This window comes from Serratia sarumanii, assembly GCF_029962605.1.
GTDB lineage: Bacteria > Pseudomonadota > Gammaproteobacteria > Enterobacterales > Enterobacteriaceae > Serratia > Serratia sarumanii.
Genome location: NZ_CP124750.1, coordinates 2854106 through 2871507, shown reverse-complemented (window position 1 = coordinate 2871507; position 17402 = coordinate 2854106). Strand labels below are relative to the sequence as shown.

Here is a 17402-nt window from a genome sequence, read left to right as displayed (position 1 = left end):
GTACGCCATATCCTTATTTGTCATTCTTGAACGTTATTGTTCCATATCCAGCAGCAACGGCACCTCGCTGCGCTGCGCCATGCGGTTGCGGTAGGCTTCCACGTTATCCGGCAGCGCAACGCCGGCGACGATCGACAATGAGCGCAGCAGCGGGAACAGGTGGATATCGTCCTCGGACAGTTCGCCGTTCACCGCGTCGGCGGAGGCGATCAGCGGCGACAGCGTTTGCAGGTCGGCTTCCAGTTCGGCGATCAGATCGGCACTGTTGGCGAGATGCTCGGCAAAATCGCCGATAGACGCCTGCTTTTTATCGATAAAGTAACGGCGGGCGCTGTCGGTGGCAAACTCTTCGAAATCGGCATGCGCAATTCGCGGCAACAGCAATTTTGCGCTGTAACCGCCGACCCGCTGCAGCCACTCGGCAATGGCCGGGTTGGTGCGGCCGGTCAGCACCGGTTTGTCGTCAAGGTTGTCGACATAGCGCACGATATCCAGGCTTTCCGGCATCGCATCGCCGTTGTCTTTGACCAGGATAGGCACCATTTTTTGGCCGATCAGGTTGAACGGGGTCGTCTCATCGTCGTTGAGCAATGTGACCAAGCGAATCGGCAGACGTTTCAGGCCAAAAATCATGCGGGCTTTCACGCAGAATGGGCAATGATCGTAAATGAACAGTTTCATGCTTGCTCCGGGTTGTCAGGTTTTAACAGCAATAGTTACCACAGCTTATCGAGGCTGTCTTGACGTGCGTGTGTTGGATGGTGCGTTATTGCGATATTGCCCGCGCGCCAGCGCGGGCTAGGAGGCGTTATTTCTTGGCCGGTACTGAGTTGAGCACATCGATCAGGTGATTGCGAGCTTCTTCGAGGTCGATTCTGTCACGTTCGTTGGTGGCGGTGACGACCTGCAGCTGTTTGATAATATCGTTTTTCAGGCCGGCGTCGCTGGCGAGGATATGGGCCAGTGCCTTTTCCACCAAGGTGGAACGCGCATAAATCATGCGCAAGTTCAGTATCATATGTTCGAGTAGTTGCGGTAATTTTGCTTCTTCGCTCATGCCGACGGGCTCCTGTGGGTGTTTTTACTAACAGGATAGCAGCTGTTGCCGATTCGGCCGGATTTCTATGGCGTCAACCGCGGTGCAGCATCATCGACGCGCTGCGCCGCGGGCTGAACTGCCAGTACAGCGCCAGCAGCGTAGCGAAGCCCACTGCCCCCAGCAGCAACCAGGGTAGCTCCGGCATGTTCATCGTCCGCCCGGTATCGTACATCCAACCGCCGCCGGTATAACCCAACGCGCCGCCCAGCGCCAGGCCCAGGCGGCTAAAGCCCATATAGCTGCCGCGCGCACGCGGATCGGCCAGCGAAGCGCTCAGCGTTTCGCGCGCCGGTTCGGCGATGATCGATCCCAGATAGAAGCAACAGATCAGCGTGAACACGCCCTGCAAACTGGTGGCGAGACCGATCGGCAGCAGGCTGAGCGTCATCAGCAACAGACCCGCCATCAGGCGCTGCTCAAGCCGGAAGTGTTTTTCTCCCCAACGCGCCAGCGGATAGAGCAGCGATAGCGACAGCGCTGCTTCAATCGCATACATCCATTTCACCGCCGCCGGTGAACCGGCGATTTCGTTGACCACGATCGGCATCATCAGCATCACCTGTACCGCTAACATGTAATAACCGGTCAGCGTCAGGACATAGGTGAGGAAACGGCGATCGCGCAGGACCCGCAGCATGCCTTCCTTCATCGGTATACGCACGGTAGAGATGCGGTAAGCCGGCAGTAGCCAGGCGTTCCAGCCGGCGGCCAGCACGAAGATCGCCGCCCCGACCCAGCAGACAAAGTGGAAATCGTACTGCAGCAGCCAACTGCCGATCAGCGCGCCGACCACCGCTCCGGCGCTATCCTGCATCATCAGCAGCGAGAAAAAACGGCCGCGCTCGTGCGGACGGGTCAGTTTGATCACCAAAGCGGTGCGCGGCGGATCGAATAACGTGCCGCCGAGGGCGGACAGGGCACAAGAGAACCACAGGATCCAGGGTTCATCGGCCATCGCCATGGTGGCGAAACCGGCGGCGCGCAGCAACATGCCGGTGACGATCATCGGCTTGGCGCCGAAGCGATCGGCGATGGCGCCGCCAAAGATGCCGAGCCCTTGTTGCAACAGCTGGCGCAAACCCAGTGCGATGCCGACGATCAGCGCCGCCCATCCTAATTGATCGACAAAGCGGATCGAAATAAGCGGAAAAACGACAAAGAAGCCTAAAACCACCAGTAGATTATCGAGCAACAGAAAATATTTACCCAAGCTGCGCGCTTGCGACACCAGAGACATGCTTCACCATGAGCAATCAAGAAAGAAGGAGAGACAGCCGTTCCATTCTCTACCCAATTCCCGTACGGCGACAGGGGAGGCATAGATAATATTTTTTTATCGTCAAGGTGTTACCTGAGCAGCAAAATTGGCGGAAAAACGCCGTAAAACGCGTATTCGGCGATTTACTGAGCGGCCGGTATTTTACCTCGGGGGCGGGCTACGGTTATATTGAATGCAGGGAAGTGCAGTTCTGCGGTGCTATTGGCAAAATAAAACCATGGCAAAAGATCGGCACAGGATAATGATCCGCTCGGCTTCCTAATAAATACTTCTTATCGAACCGTTTTGACTGCGGGGGAAATGATGTTCGGCTATCGCTCTGCATCGCCAAAAGTACGTCTTACTACCGACCGGATGGTGGTCCGTTTAGTGCATGAACGGGATGCCTATCGCCTGGCGGATTATTATGCCGAGAACCGAGCCTTTCTCAAACCCTGGGAGCCGGTGCGCGACGAAAGCCACTGTTATCCTTCCGGCTGGCAGGCGCGTCTGGGCATGATCACCGAAATGCAAAAGCAGGGCAACGCCTACTATTTTATCCTGCTCGATCCAGAAGAGCAGGAAGTGCGCGGCGTGGCGAACTTCAGCAACGTGCTGCGCGGTTCGTTTCATGCCTGTTTCCTCGGCTATTCGCTGGGGGAAAAGTGGCAGGGGCAAGGGCTGATGTTCGAAGCCTTGCAGTCCGCCATCCGCTATATGCTGCGCCAACAGCGCATGCACCGCATCATGGCCAACTATATGCCACACAACCAGCGCAGCGGCGCATTGCTGACGCGTCTGGGATTCGAACGCGAAGGTTACGCCAAGGATTACCTGCTGATCGACGGCCAGTGGCAAGACCACGTTTTGACGGCATACACCAATAAAGAGTGGCTCCCCCCACGTTGAGGCCAAACGATGAAATATGAATTGAACGCCAGAGAGGCTCGGGTTATCGGCTGCCTGTTGGAAAAACAGGTCACGACACCGGATCAATACCCGCTTTCGCTGAATGCCATTACGCTGGCATGCAACCAAAAAACCAACCGCGAACCGGTGATGGACCTGAGCGAAAGCGAAGTGCAGCAACTGCTCGATCTGTTGCTGCGCAAACATTTCCTGCGCACCCTCAGCGGGTTCGGCAATCGGGTGGTGAAGTACGAACAGCGGTTTTGCAACTCCGAGTTCGGCCAGCTGAAACTCTCGCCTGCCGAACTGGCGGTGATCGCCACCTTGCTGTTGCGCGGCGCGCAAACGCCGGGCGAGTTGCGCACCCGCACCAATCGGATGCACGAGTTCAGCGATGTCAGCGAGGTCGAACAGGTGCTGCAGCAACTGGCCACGCGCGAAGATGGCCCGTTCGTGGTGCGCCTGGCGCGTGAGCCGGGCAAGCGCGAAAGCCGGTTCATGCATCTGTTCAGCGGCCAGATTGATGAAGCGCCGCCGGCGGCGTTCGACGCTGAGGACGACGGCGAACTGAGCGCCAGAGTCAGCGCATTGGAAAGCGAAGTGGCGGAGCTGAAACGGCAGTTGCAACAGCTGTTGGCGAGGGATGCGAATGACTAAATTGCGTGTAGGCGTGGTGGGGTTGGGCAGTATCGCGCAGAAGGCGTATCTGCCAATCCTCGGCCAGGCGGCGGATTGGACGCTGGTGGGCGGTTTTTCGCCCAATCAGCAAAAAGCGCAGCCGCTGTGCGACAGCTACCGCATGGCCTGTTTCTCCCGTCTGGACAGCCTGGCCGAACAGTGCGACGCGGTCTTTGTTCACAGCAGCACCGCCAGCCATTTTTCGGTGATAGGCGAGCTGCTGAACCGCGGCGTGCACGTTTACGTCGATAAACCGCTGGCGGAGACGCTGGAGCAGGGCGAGCAACTGCTTGAGCAGGCCGAGCGGCGAGGCAAAACGCTGATGGTGGGGTTCAACCGCCGTTTCGCGCCGCTTTACCGGCAGCTCAAACAGCGAATGAATCAGCCGGCCTCCATTCGCATGGATAAACATCGGGCGGACAGCGTCGGCCCGCACGATCTGCGTTTTACCCTGTTGGATGATTACCTGCACGTGGTGGACACTGCGCTGTGGCTGGCGGGCGGGCGGGAGCAACTGCTGAGCGGCAGCCTGCGCGCCAACGCCGCCGGTGAAATGCTGTACGCCGAGCATCACTTCGCCTGCGGCGACACGCAGGTGACGACCAGTATGCATCGCCGCGGCGGCAGCCAGCGCGAAAGCGTGCAGGCGGTGACCGACGGCGCGCTGTATCAGTTGACCGATATGCGCCACTGGCTGCGTGAAGATGCGCAGGGCGAGTTGGAGCAGCCGGTGCCGGGCTGGCAAAGCACGCTGGTGCAACGCGGCTTCGACGGGGCGGTGCGGCATTTCCTTGATGCCGTCGCCAATCAGAGCGCGCCGGAAACCGGCGGCGAACAGGCGCTGGCCGCCCAGCGGGTGGTCGAGCGTTTGCTGCGGGATAACTCTATGTAACATATGGCGGTAGCTATTCTTTTCCGGATGCGTAAACTGAGCCGATTGTTTCACTGACGCCTGCTGTTGCAGGCGTTGATATTTACGGTACCTATCAGACAACCACATGAACCTACTCAAATCCTTGGCTGCCGTCAGCTCGATGACGATGTTTTCGCGGGTGTTGGGCTTTGCCCGCGATGCGATCGTCGCGCGCGTGTTCGGGGCCGGCATGGCAACGGACGCCTTTTTCGTGGCGTTCAAACTCCCGAATCTGTTACGCCGTATCTTTGCCGAAGGGGCGTTTTCGCAGGCCTTCGTGCCGATCCTGGCCGAATACAAGAGCCAGCAGGGTGAAGAGGCGACGCGCACTTTTATTGCCTATGTCTCCGGGCTGCTGACGCTGGTGCTGGCGGTGGTGACGGTGCTGGGGATGCTGGCCGCGCCCTGGGTTATTTACATTACTGCGCCGGGCTTTACCGATACGCCCGACAAGTTTGCCCTGACGTCGGCGCTGCTGCGCATCACCTTCCCCTATATTTTGTTGATCTCACTGGCGTCGCTGGTGGGGGCGATCCTCAATACCTGGAACCGCTTCTCGATCCCGGCTTTTGCGCCAACGCTGCTTAACGTCAGCATGATCGGTTTCGCGCTGTTCGCCGCCCCGTATTTCAACCCGCCGGTGCTGGCGCTGGCCTGGGCGGTGGTGGTGGGCGGCGTGCTGCAGCTGGGTTATCAGCTGCCGCATCTGCGCAAGATAGGCATGCTGGTGCTGCCGCGCCTCAAGCTGGGCGATGCCGGGGTCTGGCGAGTGATGCGCCAGATGGGGCCGGCGATCCTCGGGGTGTCGGTGAGCCAAATCTCGCTGATCATCAACACCATTTTCGCTTCGTTCCTGGTGTCCGGCTCGGTGTCCTGGATGTACTACGCCGACCGCCTGATGGAGTTTCCCTCCGGCGTGCTGGGCGTGGCGCTGGGCACCATCCTGCTGCCGTCGCTGGCCAAAAGCTTCTCGAGCGGCAACCACGACGAGTATTCGCGCCTGATGGATTGGGGGCTGCGTCTGTGCTTCCTGCTGGCGTTGCCGAGCGCCATCGCGCTCGGCATTTTGGCCAAGCCATTGACCGTTTCGCTGTTCCAGTACGGCAAGTTCAGCGCCTTTGACGCGGCGATGACGCAACGCGCGCTGGTGGCTTACTCGGTTGGGCTGATGGGGTTGATCGTGGTTAAAGTGCTGGCGCCGGGCTTCTATTCGCGGCAGGACATCAAAACGCCGGTCAAGATCGCCATCATCACGCTGATCATGACGCAGGTGATGAACCTGGCATTTATTGGCCCGTTGAAGCATGCCGGCCTGGCGCTGTCGATCGGTTTGGCGGCCTGTCTGAACGCCTCGTTGCTGTATTGGCAACTGCGCAAACAGAAGATCTTTCAGCCGCAGCCGGGGTGGGCGCTGTTCCTCACCAAGCTGGTGATCGCCGTGCTGGTGATGTCGGCGGTGCTGATTGGCGTGATGTGGCTGATGCCGGCCTGGGATCAGGGCAATATGCTGGAACGTTTGCTGCGTTTGGCTGCGGTGGTGGTGGCCGGTGTGGTGGCCTACTTTGGCGTGCTGGTAGGGTTGGGCTTCCGCCCGCGCGACTTTGCGCGCCGCGCCGCCTGAGCCGAAAGCAAGAACAAAAAAAGGTCGCCCAGGCGACCTTTTTGCTTTCCGCGCGGTGCGGTTTACATGCGTTCGACGGTTTCGATGCCCAGCGTATCCAGACCGGTTTTCAGCGTTTTCGAGGTCAGCAGCGCCAGCTTCAGGCGGCTCTGACGCGCTTCTTCGCTGTCGGCGTTCAGGATCTGGCAGTGCTCGTAGAAACCGGAGAACAAGCCGGCCAGATCGTACAGGTAGCTGCACATGACGTGAGGCGTGCCTTCACGCGCGACGGTGGTGAGCACCTCTTCGAACTGCAGCAGGCGGGTAGCCAGCGCAATTTCACGCTCTTCGGTCAGCGTCAGCGGCAGCGTCAGGCTGCTTTCGTCGATCCCGGCGCGCTTGAATACCGATGCCACGCGGGTATAGGCGTATTGCATATAAGGCGCGGTATTGCCTTCGAAGGCCAGCATGTTATCCCAGTCGAAGACATAGTCGGTGGTGCGGCTTTTCGACAGATCGGCGTATTTCACCGCGCCGATGCCGACCACGCGGGCCACGGTCTTCATTTCGTCTTGCGGCATGTCCGGGTTTTTGCCGGCGATCAGCTGTTCGGCGCGTTCGATGGCCTCATCCAGCAGATCGGAGAGCTTCACCGTACCGCCCGAGCGGGTTTTGAACGGCTTGCCGTCTTTGCCCAGCATCATGCCGAACATGTGGTGTTCCAGCGAGACGGACTCCGGCACGTAACCGGCCTTGCGCACGATGGTCCAGGCCTGCATCAGGTGCTGATGCTGACGGGAGTCGATGTAATACAGCACGCGATTGGCGCCCAGGGTTTCGTAGCGGTACTTGGCGCAGGCGATATCGGTGGTGGTGTAGAGATAGCCGCCATCCTTTTTCTGGATGATGACGCCCATCGGATCGCCGTCCTTGTTCTGGTATTCGTCGAGGAACACCACGGTGGCGCCTTCGCTTTCCACCGCCAGCCCTTTGGCTTTCAGATCGGCGACGATGCCCGGCAGCATCGCGTTATACAGGCTTTCGCCCATCACGTCGTCTTCGGTCAGCGTGACGTTCAGGCGGTTATAGGTCAGCTGGTTTTGCGCCATGGTGATGTCGACCAGCTTGCGCCACATTTTCAGGCAGTACTGATCGCCGCCCTGCAGCTTGACGACGTAAGCGCGCGCGCGCTCGGCGAACTCGGCGTCTTCGTCGTAATGCTTCTTGGCTTCGCGATAGAACTGTTCCAAATCGGACAGGCCCATGTCGCTGGCGTTTTCGTTCTGCATTTTTTCCAGGTAGGCAATCAGCATGCCGAACTGGGTGCCCCAGTCGCCGACGTGGTTGGCACGGATCACTTTATGGCCCAGAAACTCCTGGGTACGCGCCGCGGCGTCGCCGATGATGGTGGAGCGCAGATGGCCGACGTGCATCTCTTTCGCCACGTTCGGCGCGGAGTAGTCGATAACGATGGTTTGCGGCTCAACCGGCGCAATGCCCAGTTTCGGTGCGTTCAGCATCTGGTCGGCCTGGCGGGCGACCCAGTCGCTGTTCAGGAAAATGTTGATAAAGCCGGGACCGGCGATTTCCACTTTACCGGCGACGTCGCCGAGATCCAGCAGTTGCACCACTTTTTCCGCCAGCTGCCGGGGCGGCATGCCCAGCTTTTTGGCGACGGACATCACGCCGTTGGCCTGGTAATCACCAAACTGCGCCTTGGCGGAAGGGCGGACCTGCGCTTCGCAATCGGCTGGCGCGCCAGCGGCGATCAGCGCCTGGCTGACTTTATCTGAAAGAAGAACCTGAATATTCAACGGGTTACCTTAATGACGAACGAGGGGCTGAAGCCAGCCCCTGTGGGATTCAACGGTGGCGGGCGCGATGGGCGACCGCCACAAAACAGCCTGCAATTGTAACCGATCTGACGGAGTCCGTCAGCAGTTGGCGCGGCCGCTGCGATGAAACAGTTGTCGGGTGCGGCGCGTTGATTGCCGGAAGGTGAAAAGCGGAATGAGCTGAACAGAATGTACGGAGGGGAGAGTTGCGAAGCTAGCGCTTTTTATTGCGGCGACCGGCATCCAGCGTGTTGACGCTGCGTGATTTGAAATGACGGTAGATGGCGTATACGGCGATAATTATCAACACCAAGGATATCGTCAGCAATAACATAATGATCATCTCGAATTTAAATTTCCTCCAAAGTAGCCGAGTTGTCTTGGTGAATCAATTGTCTGGGGTTAAATTAAGATAATCCTTAGTTTTTAATCAATTAATGCGTTTTATTTTCTTTTTTTACAATGGGTTGTGATTGCGGATTTGTGCGACATTGATAAGTGAGTCGTTTTGATTAAACCCAGCGATTCAATCGGCTTGACCAATGGCCTGCAGAGGTTTTTGTGCAAAATAACTTAAATCATAGCGTCATAAAGAAAAGGTATAATGTCTTGCGAAAAATCTTATTTTTTATTTTTCCGTTGATTTAATAAGCTGTCACCTTAATAAAAATCCGGCTTTTATTCTCCGCGCCCGCAACCAAAAATCATGTTGAACTGCCGCCGAAAAACCTCGCAACGCTGGCGAGCGCTGTCGCCAGCGTGTAAATTACGGCGTTTAACTTTGCGCCCCGTTGTTTTGAGGTTCCTATGACCACTCCCTTGCAGGCCATTGCCGAGCTTGACGATCTGAAGCTCGACCTGCCGCGTTTCGAACAGGCGTTGCACCAATTTGCCGCCAAATTGCGGCTTGATCTGTCCGCGTTTACCGCCGATCACATCTCCCTTCGCTGTCACCAGAACGCCACCGCCGAGCGCTGGCGCCAGGGGCTGATGCAGTGCGGGACACTGCTGTCCGAATCGATGATCAACGGGCGGCCTATCTGTCTGTTCGACTTGTCTCAGCCGCTGGCCGTTGGGCCATGGCGGATAGACTGCATCGAACTGCCGTATCCGGGGGAGAAACGCTATCCGCACGAAGGCTGGGAACACGTCGAATTAGTGCTCAGTGGCGATCCGCAGACGCTGTACGCCCGGGCGTTGAGCCACCTGGCCGATGAAGCGTTGCTGGCGCCGGGGATCAAGCTGAAGCAAAGCTCGCCAAAAGGCGAGGGCGAACGGCTGCCGAACCCGACGCTGGCCATCACCGATGGAACGGTCACGATCAAGTTTCATCCTTATTCCATTCGAGACATCGTCGCCAGCGAACAAGGTTAGCCAGGCAGTGCCGCACAGGCTCGCGCCATGCGATCGAGCGCTTCATCGAGCAGGGCCCATCGGCAACCAAAGTTAAGCCGCACAAAGCGCCGATCGCCGAAATCCAAACCGGCGCTTAGCCCAACGCCCGCACGTTCGAAGAACTGATGCGGGTTATCCACCGGCAACGCGCTGCAGTCTATCCAGGCCAGGTAAGTGGCCTCGACAGGCAGCAACGTCAAACCCGGCATGGCGTTGATACGCTTTATCAGCCGATCGCGATTGGCGCGCAGATAAATCAACTGCTCATCCAGCCAGGGTTGCCCGTATTGATAAGCCGCCTGCGCCGCCACCAGCGCCAACAGATTGACCTCCGGGACAATACCGCTGCGCGCGCGTTTCAGCTTTTGTCGCAACGCTTCGTTGGGAACGATCGCCAGTGAAGCGCCCAGTCCGGCGAGATTAAACGTTTTTGACGGCGACATCAGCGTCACGCTGCGTTGGGCCGCGTCGTCATTCAGGGTGGCGAAAGGGATATGCCGCACGCCGGGCTCAAGCAGCAGTTCGCAGTGGATCTCATCGGAACAGACGATTAAATCGTGTTCGCGAGCGAACTGATGGTGCTGCAACAGCTCATCCCGGCGATAAACGGTGCCACCGGGGTTCTGCGGGTTGCACAGCAACAGGAGTTTCTCGTTGCCACTCAGCCGATCATGCAGCGAGGAAAAATCCAGCACCCAGCGTTGACCGGTCGCCTTCAGCGGCACCGCGAGGTGCTCGCGCCCGGCGAATTTGGCCGCTTTGCGAAACGGCGGATAAATGGGAGAGGGGGCCAGCGTGCTCTGGTGTTCTTCGGTGCAGGCGCGCACGCACAAATTCAGGCCGCACACCAGCCCAGGCAGGAAAATGATCCATTCAGGCTTGATGTGCCAGCCGTAGCGCTCTACCATGCGGCGGGTAAAAACCTCAATAAGATCAGGGGATGGGTGAGTGTAGCCGAATACGCCGTGCGCCACGCGCCGCTGCAAGGCTTCGATCACCGCCGGCGGTGAGGTGAAATCGCTGTCGGCGACCCAAAGCGGGATGATGTCGCTGCCGCGATATTTATCCCACTTAACGCTGTCACTGTGACTGCGGTCTACCCATTGATCAAAATTGAATGCCATAGTTACAACCCTGAGCCGGTTTATGCCTATGCATGAGCCTACGTGAGAAATGAAGAAATGAACAATTGCCGCCGTATGTTGGCCGTTATCTGGGGGTGACAATGATAAAACTGGAAGTTTGTTGCTTTAGCGTCGACTGCGCGCTGACGGCCGAACGGGCGGGCGCCGATCGCATTGAGTTGTGCGCCAGCCAGAGCGAGGGGGGATTGACGCCGAGCTATGGCACGCTGCGTCTGGCGCGCGAGCGGGTTTCGATCCCGGTGCATCCGATCGTTCGCCCTCGCGGTGGCGATTTCTGCTACGGCGCGGTGGATTTCGAGGTGATCAAACAGGATCTCCGCCAGATCCGCGAGATGGGGTTCCCCGGCGTAGTGGTTGGCATGCTGGACGAAGAAGGGCACATCGATCTGCCGCGCATGCGCGAAGTGATGAGGCTGTGCGAGGGCATGGCGGTGACGTTCCATCGCGCGTTCGATATGTGCCAGAACCCGATGGTGGCGTTGGAGCAACTGAGCGAGCTGGGCGTGGCGCGCATTCTGACCTCCGGCCAGCAGCAGAGCGCCGAACTGGGCCTGCCGTTGCTGCGCGATTTGCGCCAGGCCAGTCAGGGCCCGGTAATCATGGCGGGTGCCGGCGTGCGCCTCAGCAATCTGCACAAGTTTGTCGATATTGGTCTGCATGAACTGCACAGTTCTTCCGGTCATCTGGTGCCGTCGACCATGCGTTACCGCAAGGCGGGCGTCACCATGTGCTCCGATAACGAGTTTGACGAATTTAGCCATTATTGCGTGGATGGCGAAATGGTGGAGGCGATGAAAAACGCGCTGGCCTTGGTTGATCCCCTGGCGCAAAGCGCATAAACACGCAGCTAACCGCGTTTGACAACCGGTTTCCGGGCCGTAAGACCCCTTTGCGTGTCACTGAGCCCTCGGCGATCACGCAAGTACCAGGCCCCGGCGTTTTGCCGGGGCTTTTTTTATGTCTTGCGAAGACGCAGTGCCCGTTTCACGCTGTTTCTCTGTCGCACTGCCCCCCATCTCTTCTTGCGCTCATCATGCCCTGCTGATAAGTTTGTGAGTTAAAATCCTTTAAATATCATAATATTAAATGATTTTTTGGTATGCATTTTCGTGGTGAATGATTTGCGCTCTGCCGCTCATCGCCACGTCTGCATTTTCATACCCGTTCATCTCCGGCCTATGGTCGGAACATCACAGCATTAATGAGGAGAGCCGTCGATGCAGCCGCGGAGCGCGTTGGCGGCGGACTTAACAAGGAGATAACGATAATGACCCGAACGGCACACTGTTTGACCGCTGCGCTTTTGCTGACCTTGACCCTGAGCGGCTGTCAGACCGCCAAGCGGCCTGTTTCTGCATTAAGTAAGCCGCCCAGTGCAGAAGACATTGCGGAACAAGACAAGCGGCAGCGTGAAGCCGAGCGTATACAGCAGTGCCAGCGCGAGTTGGATGCCATGCGCGGCATGGATAACGAAAAATACCAAAAATTCAAACGCGAATTCGATACCTTGATGGGCGGCGCCGCGCAGTATGCCGGGGTGCGCCAGCGGGTCAACACGGGCACGCAGGAAACCGTCGACGCCCTGTATCGTTATCGCACCAGCCGTCTGTGCGCGGACATCAGTTCTGCCATGATGACCGGCCTGGCTGAGCGCGGAGAGCGCGCCCAATGACCCCTCGTGCGAGAAAGGCGTTGCTGAGCCTGATGATACCGCTGGCGTTTGCGCCAGCGATGGCCGCAGCGGATGACGATGTGCCGGCATTACTGCAGTTCGCCGAGCGCTACCAGCGGCAGGACGCCCCGGCAGCTGACGCCGCGGTTACTCCCTCCCGGGAAACCCAAAAGCCGGCGCCCCGGCCGGTTCAACCGCGTGAAACGAGCTCGCAGCGAAAGCAACTGGCGCAGTTGCAAAAGACGCTGCGCGAGAAAGAGGCTCGATTGGAGCAACAGCAAACCGCTATTCAATCACTGCAGCAGGAGCTGACCGCGTTGCGGGTTGCGTCGTCCCTGACGGCTGCCGATAAACCGACAGCTGCTCCCGATCTGAGCGCGTTGAGCGACTTCGCCAGCGGCGTGCGACGGGCGCTGAACCTGACGCCGCAGGAGCGCAAGGCTCAGGCGCAGATCGCCGAGGCGCAGGCAGCGTTAGCGCAGGAAAAACAACAAACCGAGGAGCGCGATCGGCGTATCGCCTTGCTGGAACAACGGCTGGCGGCGTTGCCTGAACAGGCGGATAACGCCTGGCAGGAGAAACTGACGGCGGCGCAGACCGCCAACGATAAAGCGCGCCAGCGTTATGAGCAGGACAAACAAGCGGCCGCCGCTGAGCTGGCGCAACAGAAGGCGGAAGCCGCCAAGGCGACGGGAGAACTTCAGCAGCAGCTGGCACTGCGGCAGAAAGAGCTGGATGAACAACGCCAACAGGCCGAGCGGCAAGAGAAAAGCCTGAAAACGGCGCTGGAACAGCAAAAGGCCGAAGCCGCCAAGGCGACGGGCGAACTTCAGCAACAGCTGGCGCAGCTACAGGAAAAAAACAAGACGCAAACCGAGCAGGCGAAGGCATTGGCGCAGCGGCTGGCAACGGCGGTGGCGGAAAGCGAAAAATCAACGCTGCAACTGGCGAAAACGACGGAGCAGGCGAAAAAAAACGCATTGGCGCTAGCGGACGCCAACCAAACGCAGCAGGCATTGCGTGAGGAGCTGGATGGGCTGCGCTCTCGCGCCAAATGGTTGCCGGATGCACAGGCGCTCGAGAAAAAGCCGGCGCAACAGAGCTATGCTGCCGGTGTCGCTTTGGGGCGCGATATTCAAACGATGCTGGCGGAGCGTAAAAATTGGGGCATCAATCCCGATAAAACCGTGCTGCTGGCGGGCGTGATCGATACCTTCAACGGCCATTACCAGCTAAGCGATGCGCAGTTGACCCGTGCGCTGGCGGAGTCGGAAAAAGCGGTGAACGACGCCCGGAACCAGGCAGCGAAGGTGCAAACCAGCAAGGGCGAGGCGTTCGTCACCGAGTTTAAAAAGAAAAAGGGCACGCAGAAGTCGCCTTCCGGTTTCTGGTATCGCATCGATTATGCGGGTGATGAAGCCATTAAGGAAAACGCGCGGGTGGACATCGTGGTGAAGGAAAGTTTAACCGACGGCAGCGTGATTCAGGATATGGATCGCAGTGGGAAGGTGATGTCACAGCCGCTCTCTGCCTATCCGCCGTTGTTCCGCGAGGCGATCGGCCATCTGAAAAATCATGGTTCGCTGACGATGGTGGTGCCGCCGGCGTTGGCGTACGGTGAAACGGGCTATGCGCCGCAGATCCCGCCGAACGCGACCATGGTGTATGAGCTGCGGATTGTCGATGTCAACAACGGGTAACGTCGGGCCGGCCCAGGCCGGCCCGATTAGCGAGCGCTAGGGCTTTTTGGCGGTCAGCACGGCGCGCAGGGGCGCCGGATAGCCTTCGATCGTTTTGCTGCGATCGCTCGGATCGAGGAATTCGGCCAGTGATTCGCTGGTCATCCAGCCGGTGCGGCGCTGCTCTTCGAGGCTGGTGACGCACATATCGGCGATCTTCACGTCGACGAAGCCGCACTTCTCCAACCAACATTTCAGCGCCTCGGCGGAAGGGATGAAATACACATTGCGCATCTGCGCATAACGATCGCCCGGCACCAGCACCTGGTGGCGATCGCCTTCCACCACCAGCGTTTCCAGCACCAGTTCACCTTCAGCCACCAGCTGGTTTTTCAGCTGATACAGATGATCGAGCGGCGAGCGGCGGTGATACAGCACCCCCATCGAGAACACGGTGTCGAATGCCGCCAATTCCGGCAACTGCTCGATGCCGAGCGGCAGCAGGTGGGCGCGCTGATCGCCGCCTAATAGCTTGCGCACCGCTTCGAACTGACACAGGAACAGCTGCATCGGATCGATGCCGACGGCGAGGTGTGCGCCGGCGCCAATCATGCGCCACAGGTGATAACCGCTGCCGCAGCCGACGTCGAGAATGGTGCGGCCGGCCAGCGGAGAAATGTGCGGCAGCACGCGATCCCACTTCCAGTCGGAATGCCATTCGGTATCGATATCGATGCCATACAGCGAGAAGGGCCCTTTACGCCATGGCATCAGGGTGCGCAGCATTTTCTCGATGCCTTCAAGCTGGCCCGGCGACAGGCCCGGCTCCATCTCGGCGCGCACGCCGTGCAGCAGATCGAGGCGGGTTGGGGTCAGCGTCGGCAAATGCTCGACCGAGTTGAACCACTGTTTGAATTTGCCGTGCAGCGATTCGCGTTGCCAGGCGCTCAGCTGCGCAGGCAGCGTGTCCAGCCAATGGCTGAGGGGGCTTTTGGCGATGCGTTGATAGAAATCACCGAACTCGATCATTGCGCATCCCCCGCTTTCAGGGCGATCAGCGAACCGAAGTTGAAGCATTGGAACCACACTTCGGCATGCTCGAACCCGGCCTGTTGCAGGCGCGCCTTGTGCGCTTCCACCGAGTCGGTGAGCATCACGTTTTCCAGCATGCTGCGTTTTTGGCTGATCTCCAGCTCGCTGTACCCGTTGGCGCGTTTGAAATCGTGGTGCATGTTGAACAGCAGCTCGCCGACTTCAGCGTCCTCAAAGCTGAACTTCTCCGACAGCACCAGTGCGCCGCCCGGGCGCAGGCCACGATAGATTTTCTCCAGCAGACGCAGGCGATCGGCCGGTTCGAGGAACTGCAGCGTAAAGTTCAGTACCACCATCGAGGCGTTCTCGATCTCGATGTCGCGAATGTCGGCTTCGATGACATCGACCGGCGTGTCGGCGCGGAAGGCGTCGATATGGCGGCGGCAACGTTCCACCATCGCCGGCGAATTGTCGACGGCGACGATATTGCAGCCGGGCACCTTGATATTCCGCCGCATCGACAGCGTCGCCGCACCCAGCGAGCAGCCCAGGTCATACACCCGGCTGTCGGGTTGCACAAAGCGCTCGGCCAGCATGCCGATCATCGAGATGATGTTGGAATAGCCGGGAACGGAGCGTTGGATCATGTCGGGGAACACTTCGGCGACGCGTTCGTCAAAGGTCCAGTCGCCCAGTTTGGCGATGGGGGCGGAAAAAAGGGTATCGCGGTTTGGCATAGCGGCAAATCAGTTCAGAATTCGAAGCTGCGTAGTCTAACAGAAAAGCGCAAAAAAGCGGAGCGGAAGCAGGCGGCGCGGCCGCCTGATGATAAAACGAGATCAGTGCAGGCTGAAAATCAGATCCCAGGGCAGATAGAAGATATTTGCCAGAACCATCAACAACAAAGAGATATAGGTCGCGGCCATGCCCGAACGGCGCCAGCGAACCTCGCGGTTGCGTAAACCGTAGTAATGCACCAGTCGCCCGGCCATCAGCATCAGGCCGCAAAGGTGAATCATCCAGATTTCCGCGCCGTTCATTTCCATAATCACCAGCAAGACGGCAGCAATCGGAATGTATTCAACGGCGTTGCCATGCACGCGGATGGCGGTCTGCAATTCGTAGAAACCGCCGTCGCCATAGGCTACGCGGTACTGCATCCTTAATCTGACTACGTCATAAGAGAGTTTGATCAACAACAATGCGCCGAGCACCACATAAAGCGCGCTTACCATTTTTAACTCCGTTCCCTAACCAAAACTGGCAGCCAGCATCATAGCCGTCATTGTATTCACTGTCGCGGGGAAATATTTGATGTTATTGGTCAGATTAATAGGTCAAAACAGTGCATCTTGTTCTGGCCAGTCCGGCGGCGCAGGCAAATCGGGGATCGCCAGCCGTAGCTGCTGCCAAATTTTTTGCGCCTGCTGGGGCGAATCGCCGTTGTCCGGCGTATGAATAAACAGATAGGGCTGATGCTGTTGCTGCCACAGCGGCAGTTTTTGCTGCCAGGCCTCGAACCAGCGCAGGTTGTCGGCCAATTGGTCACCGCCGATAAAGCGCACCAGCGGTTGGTCGGCGGTGACCAGAGCGTGCACCGGCAGCTTCGGCTTTTTCTGCTGGGCATCGCGCACGGCGGCGGTGTTGGGGGCGGCGTGATGCACCGGGCGGCTGTCGAGGATCACCCGATTGATGCCGCGCTGGTGCAATCCCTGATTCAGCGCACGCTCTTCCTCGCCCTTGGCGAAAAACGCCGGATGACGCACTTCTACGCCGTAGGTGAATTCCTTCGACAGGCTTGCGAAGAACTGCCACATGCACGGCAGCTCATCGGGGCCGAAGGCGGCGGGCAACTGCAGCCACAGTTGGCCGATGCGTTGATGCACCGGGCTCAGGCAGTGGTAAAACGCCTGCAGCTCGGCGGCGCAGTTGCGCAGGGCGGCCTTGTGGCTGATGTCCGACGGGAATTTGAAGCAGAAGCGAAAATCGTCACCGGTCATGTCGCGCCAGCGCTGCACGATTTCCAGCTTCGGCAGCGCGTAGAAGGTGGTATTGCCTTCCACGCAGTTGAAATAGCGGCTGTAATCCGCCAAATCACGCAGCCCGATGCGATTCCAGGCTGCATGTTGCCATTGCGGCAGTCCGATGTAGATCACGGCGTCGTCTTCCTTTACTTGTCCTTGGCTT

General features: G+C 58.7%; 17 protein-coding genes. 8 read left to right on the top strand and 9 right to left on the bottom strand.

What is annotated here, in order from left to right; translation table 11 throughout:
- Positions 1-33: 33 nt before the first annotated feature.
- The 3 genes from grxB to mdtH all read right to left on the bottom strand — a co-directional run bounded on the left by grxB (position 34) and on the right by mdtH (position 2336).
- Positions 34-681 carry a glutaredoxin 2 gene (grxB, locus tag SSARUM_RS13635; RefSeq protein ID WP_033647667.1) on the bottom strand — a complete coding sequence of 216 codons (648 nt, stop codon included), beginning with the start codon at positions 679-681 and terminating at the stop codon, positions 34-36.
- Between the two features lie 127 nt (positions 682-808).
- Complete coding sequence (locus SSARUM_RS13630) at positions 809-1057, bottom strand: hypothetical protein (RefSeq protein WP_033647664.1); 249 nt, start codon at positions 1055-1057, stop codon at positions 809-811.
- A gap of 73 nt (positions 1058-1130) precedes the next feature.
- A complete protein-coding gene (gene mdtH, locus SSARUM_RS13625; RefSeq protein ID WP_033647663.1) occupies positions 1131-2336 on the bottom strand; it encodes a multidrug efflux MFS transporter MdtH in 1206 nt (401 codons plus the stop codon).
- A gap of 345 nt (positions 2337-2681) precedes the next feature.
- Here mdtH and rimJ point away from each other — a divergent pair, with 345 nt between their 5' ends.
- From rimJ to murJ, 4 genes are all read left to right on the top strand, one after another.
- Positions 2682-3266, top strand: coding sequence for a ribosomal protein S5-alanine N-acetyltransferase (gene rimJ, locus SSARUM_RS13620; protein ID WP_033648129.1), 585 nt, complete (start codon positions 2682-2684; stop codon positions 3264-3266).
- Between the two features lie 9 nt (positions 3267-3275).
- Positions 3276-3923, top strand: coding sequence for a YceH family protein (locus tag SSARUM_RS13615; protein ID WP_033647660.1), 648 nt, complete (start codon positions 3276-3278; stop codon positions 3921-3923).
- Positions 3916-4836 (top strand): Gfo/Idh/MocA family protein, encoded by a 921-nt coding sequence (locus SSARUM_RS13610; protein WP_033647658.1) that lies wholly within the window; start codon positions 3916-3918, stop codon positions 4834-4836. The genes SSARUM_RS13615 and SSARUM_RS13610 overlap by 8 nt, the downstream gene beginning before the upstream one ends.
- A gap of 106 nt (positions 4837-4942) precedes the next feature.
- Positions 4943-6478, top strand: coding sequence for a murein biosynthesis integral membrane protein MurJ (gene murJ / locus SSARUM_RS13605; protein ID WP_033654412.1), 1536 nt, complete (start codon positions 4943-4945; stop codon positions 6476-6478).
- A gap of 62 nt (positions 6479-6540) precedes the next feature.
- Here the strand turns inward: murJ and argS are convergent, their stop codons facing one another.
- Complete coding sequence (argS, locus tag SSARUM_RS13600; protein ID WP_060426079.1) at positions 6541-8271, bottom strand: arginine--tRNA ligase; 1731 nt, start codon at positions 8269-8271, stop codon at positions 6541-6543.
- A gap of 828 nt (positions 8272-9099) precedes the next feature.
- Here argS and SSARUM_RS13595 point away from each other — a divergent pair.
- On the top strand, positions 9100-9666 hold the full coding sequence (locus tag SSARUM_RS13595) for a VOC family protein (RefSeq protein ID WP_033647652.1): 567 nt from the start codon (positions 9100-9102) through the stop codon (positions 9664-9666).
- Here the strand turns inward: SSARUM_RS13595 and SSARUM_RS13590 are convergent.
- Positions 9663-10811 (bottom strand): MalY/PatB family protein, encoded by a 1149-nt coding sequence (locus SSARUM_RS13590; protein ID WP_033647650.1) that lies wholly within the window; start codon positions 10809-10811, stop codon positions 9663-9665. The two genes, SSARUM_RS13595 and SSARUM_RS13590, sit on opposite strands and share 4 nt — an antisense overlap.
- 101 nt (positions 10812-10912) lie before the next feature.
- On the opposite strand from SSARUM_RS13590, the gene cutC reads away from it, so the two are divergent.
- The 3 genes from cutC to SSARUM_RS13575 all read left to right on the top strand — a co-directional run bounded on the left by cutC (position 10913) and on the right by SSARUM_RS13575 (position 14204).
- Complete coding sequence (gene cutC, locus SSARUM_RS13585; RefSeq protein WP_033634860.1) at positions 10913-11671, top strand: copper homeostasis protein CutC; 759 nt, start codon at positions 10913-10915, stop codon at positions 11669-11671.
- Positions 11672-12099: 428 nt separating this feature from the next.
- Entirely contained in the window at positions 12100-12504 is a 405-nt protein-coding gene (locus SSARUM_RS13580; RefSeq protein WP_033634859.1) for a hypothetical protein, read from the top strand.
- The gene (locus SSARUM_RS13575) at positions 12501-14204 is read left to right on the top strand and encodes an FKBP-type peptidyl-prolyl cis-trans isomerase N-terminal domain-containing protein (protein WP_060387870.1); all 1704 of its coding nucleotides are present in this window, start codon (positions 12501-12503) and stop codon (positions 14202-14204) included. The genes SSARUM_RS13580 and SSARUM_RS13575 overlap by 4 nt, the downstream gene beginning before the upstream one ends.
- Before the next feature lie 36 nt (positions 14205-14240).
- Here SSARUM_RS13575 and cmoB read toward each other — a convergent pair whose 3' ends face one another.
- From cmoB to SSARUM_RS13555, 4 genes are all read right to left on the bottom strand, one after another.
- On the bottom strand, positions 14241-15212 hold the full coding sequence (gene cmoB, locus SSARUM_RS13570) for a tRNA 5-methoxyuridine(34)/uridine 5-oxyacetic acid(34) synthase CmoB (RefSeq protein ID WP_033647645.1): 972 nt from the start codon (positions 15210-15212) through the stop codon (positions 14241-14243).
- Positions 15209-15952 carry a carboxy-S-adenosyl-L-methionine synthase CmoA gene (gene cmoA, locus SSARUM_RS13565; RefSeq protein ID WP_033634856.1) on the bottom strand — a complete coding sequence of 248 codons (744 nt, stop codon included), beginning with the start codon at positions 15950-15952 and terminating at the stop codon, positions 15209-15211. The genes cmoB and cmoA overlap by 4 nt, the downstream gene beginning before the upstream one ends.
- 102 nt (positions 15953-16054) lie before the next feature.
- The gene (locus SSARUM_RS13560) at positions 16055-16450 is read right to left on the bottom strand and encodes an MAPEG family protein (RefSeq protein WP_004932387.1); all 396 of its coding nucleotides are present in this window, start codon (positions 16448-16450) and stop codon (positions 16055-16057) included.
- A gap of 102 nt (positions 16451-16552) precedes the next feature.
- Complete coding sequence (locus SSARUM_RS13555; RefSeq protein ID WP_089185445.1) at positions 16553-17368, bottom strand: DUF72 domain-containing protein; 816 nt, start codon at positions 17366-17368, stop codon at positions 16553-16555.
- Between the last annotated feature and the right edge of the window lie 34 nt (positions 17369-17402).

Bases quoted from the DNA above. Each gene is read 5' to 3' on its own strand.
- SSARUM_RS13590 (WP_033647650.1), bottom strand. From the start codon at position 10,811: ATGGCATTCAATTTTGATCAATGGGTAGACCGCAGTCACAGTGACAGC.
- rimJ (WP_033648129.1), top strand. From the start codon at position 2,682: ATGTTCGGCTATCGCTCTGCATCGCCAAAAGTACGTCTTACTACCGAC.
- grxB (WP_033647667.1), bottom strand. From the start codon at position 681: ATGAAACTGTTCATTTACGATCATTGCCCATTCTGCGTGAAAGCCCGC.
- cmoA (WP_033634856.1), bottom strand. From the start codon at position 15,952: ATGCCAAACCGCGATACCCTTTTTTCCGCCCCCATCGCCAAACTGGGC.
- SSARUM_RS13630 (WP_033647664.1), bottom strand. From the start codon at position 1,057: ATGAGCGAAGAAGCAAAATTACCGCAACTACTCGAACATATGATACTG.
- SSARUM_RS13560 (WP_004932387.1), bottom strand. From the start codon at position 16,450: ATGGTAAGCGCGCTTTATGTGGTGCTCGGCGCATTGTTGTTGATCAAA.
- SSARUM_RS13595 (WP_033647652.1), top strand. From the start codon at position 9,100: ATGACCACTCCCTTGCAGGCCATTGCCGAGCTTGACGATCTGAAGCTC.
- cmoB (WP_033647645.1), bottom strand. From the start codon at position 15,212: ATGATCGAGTTCGGTGATTTCTATCAACGCATCGCCAAAAGCCCCCTC.
- cutC (WP_033634860.1), top strand. From the start codon at position 10,913: ATGATAAAACTGGAAGTTTGTTGCTTTAGCGTCGACTGCGCGCTGACG.
- SSARUM_RS13580 (WP_033634859.1), top strand. From the start codon at position 12,100: ATGACCCGAACGGCACACTGTTTGACCGCTGCGCTTTTGCTGACCTTG.
- murJ (WP_033654412.1), top strand. From the start codon at position 4,943: ATGAACCTACTCAAATCCTTGGCTGCCGTCAGCTCGATGACGATGTTT.
- mdtH (WP_033647663.1), bottom strand. From the start codon at position 2,336: ATGTCTCTGGTGTCGCAAGCGCGCAGCTTGGGTAAATATTTTCTGTTG.
- SSARUM_RS13575 (WP_060387870.1), top strand. From the start codon at position 12,501: ATGACCCCTCGTGCGAGAAAGGCGTTGCTGAGCCTGATGATACCGCTG.
- SSARUM_RS13610 (WP_033647658.1), top strand. From the start codon at position 3,916: ATGACTAAATTGCGTGTAGGCGTGGTGGGGTTGGGCAGTATCGCGCAG.
- SSARUM_RS13615 (WP_033647660.1), top strand. From the start codon at position 3,276: ATGAAATATGAATTGAACGCCAGAGAGGCTCGGGTTATCGGCTGCCTG.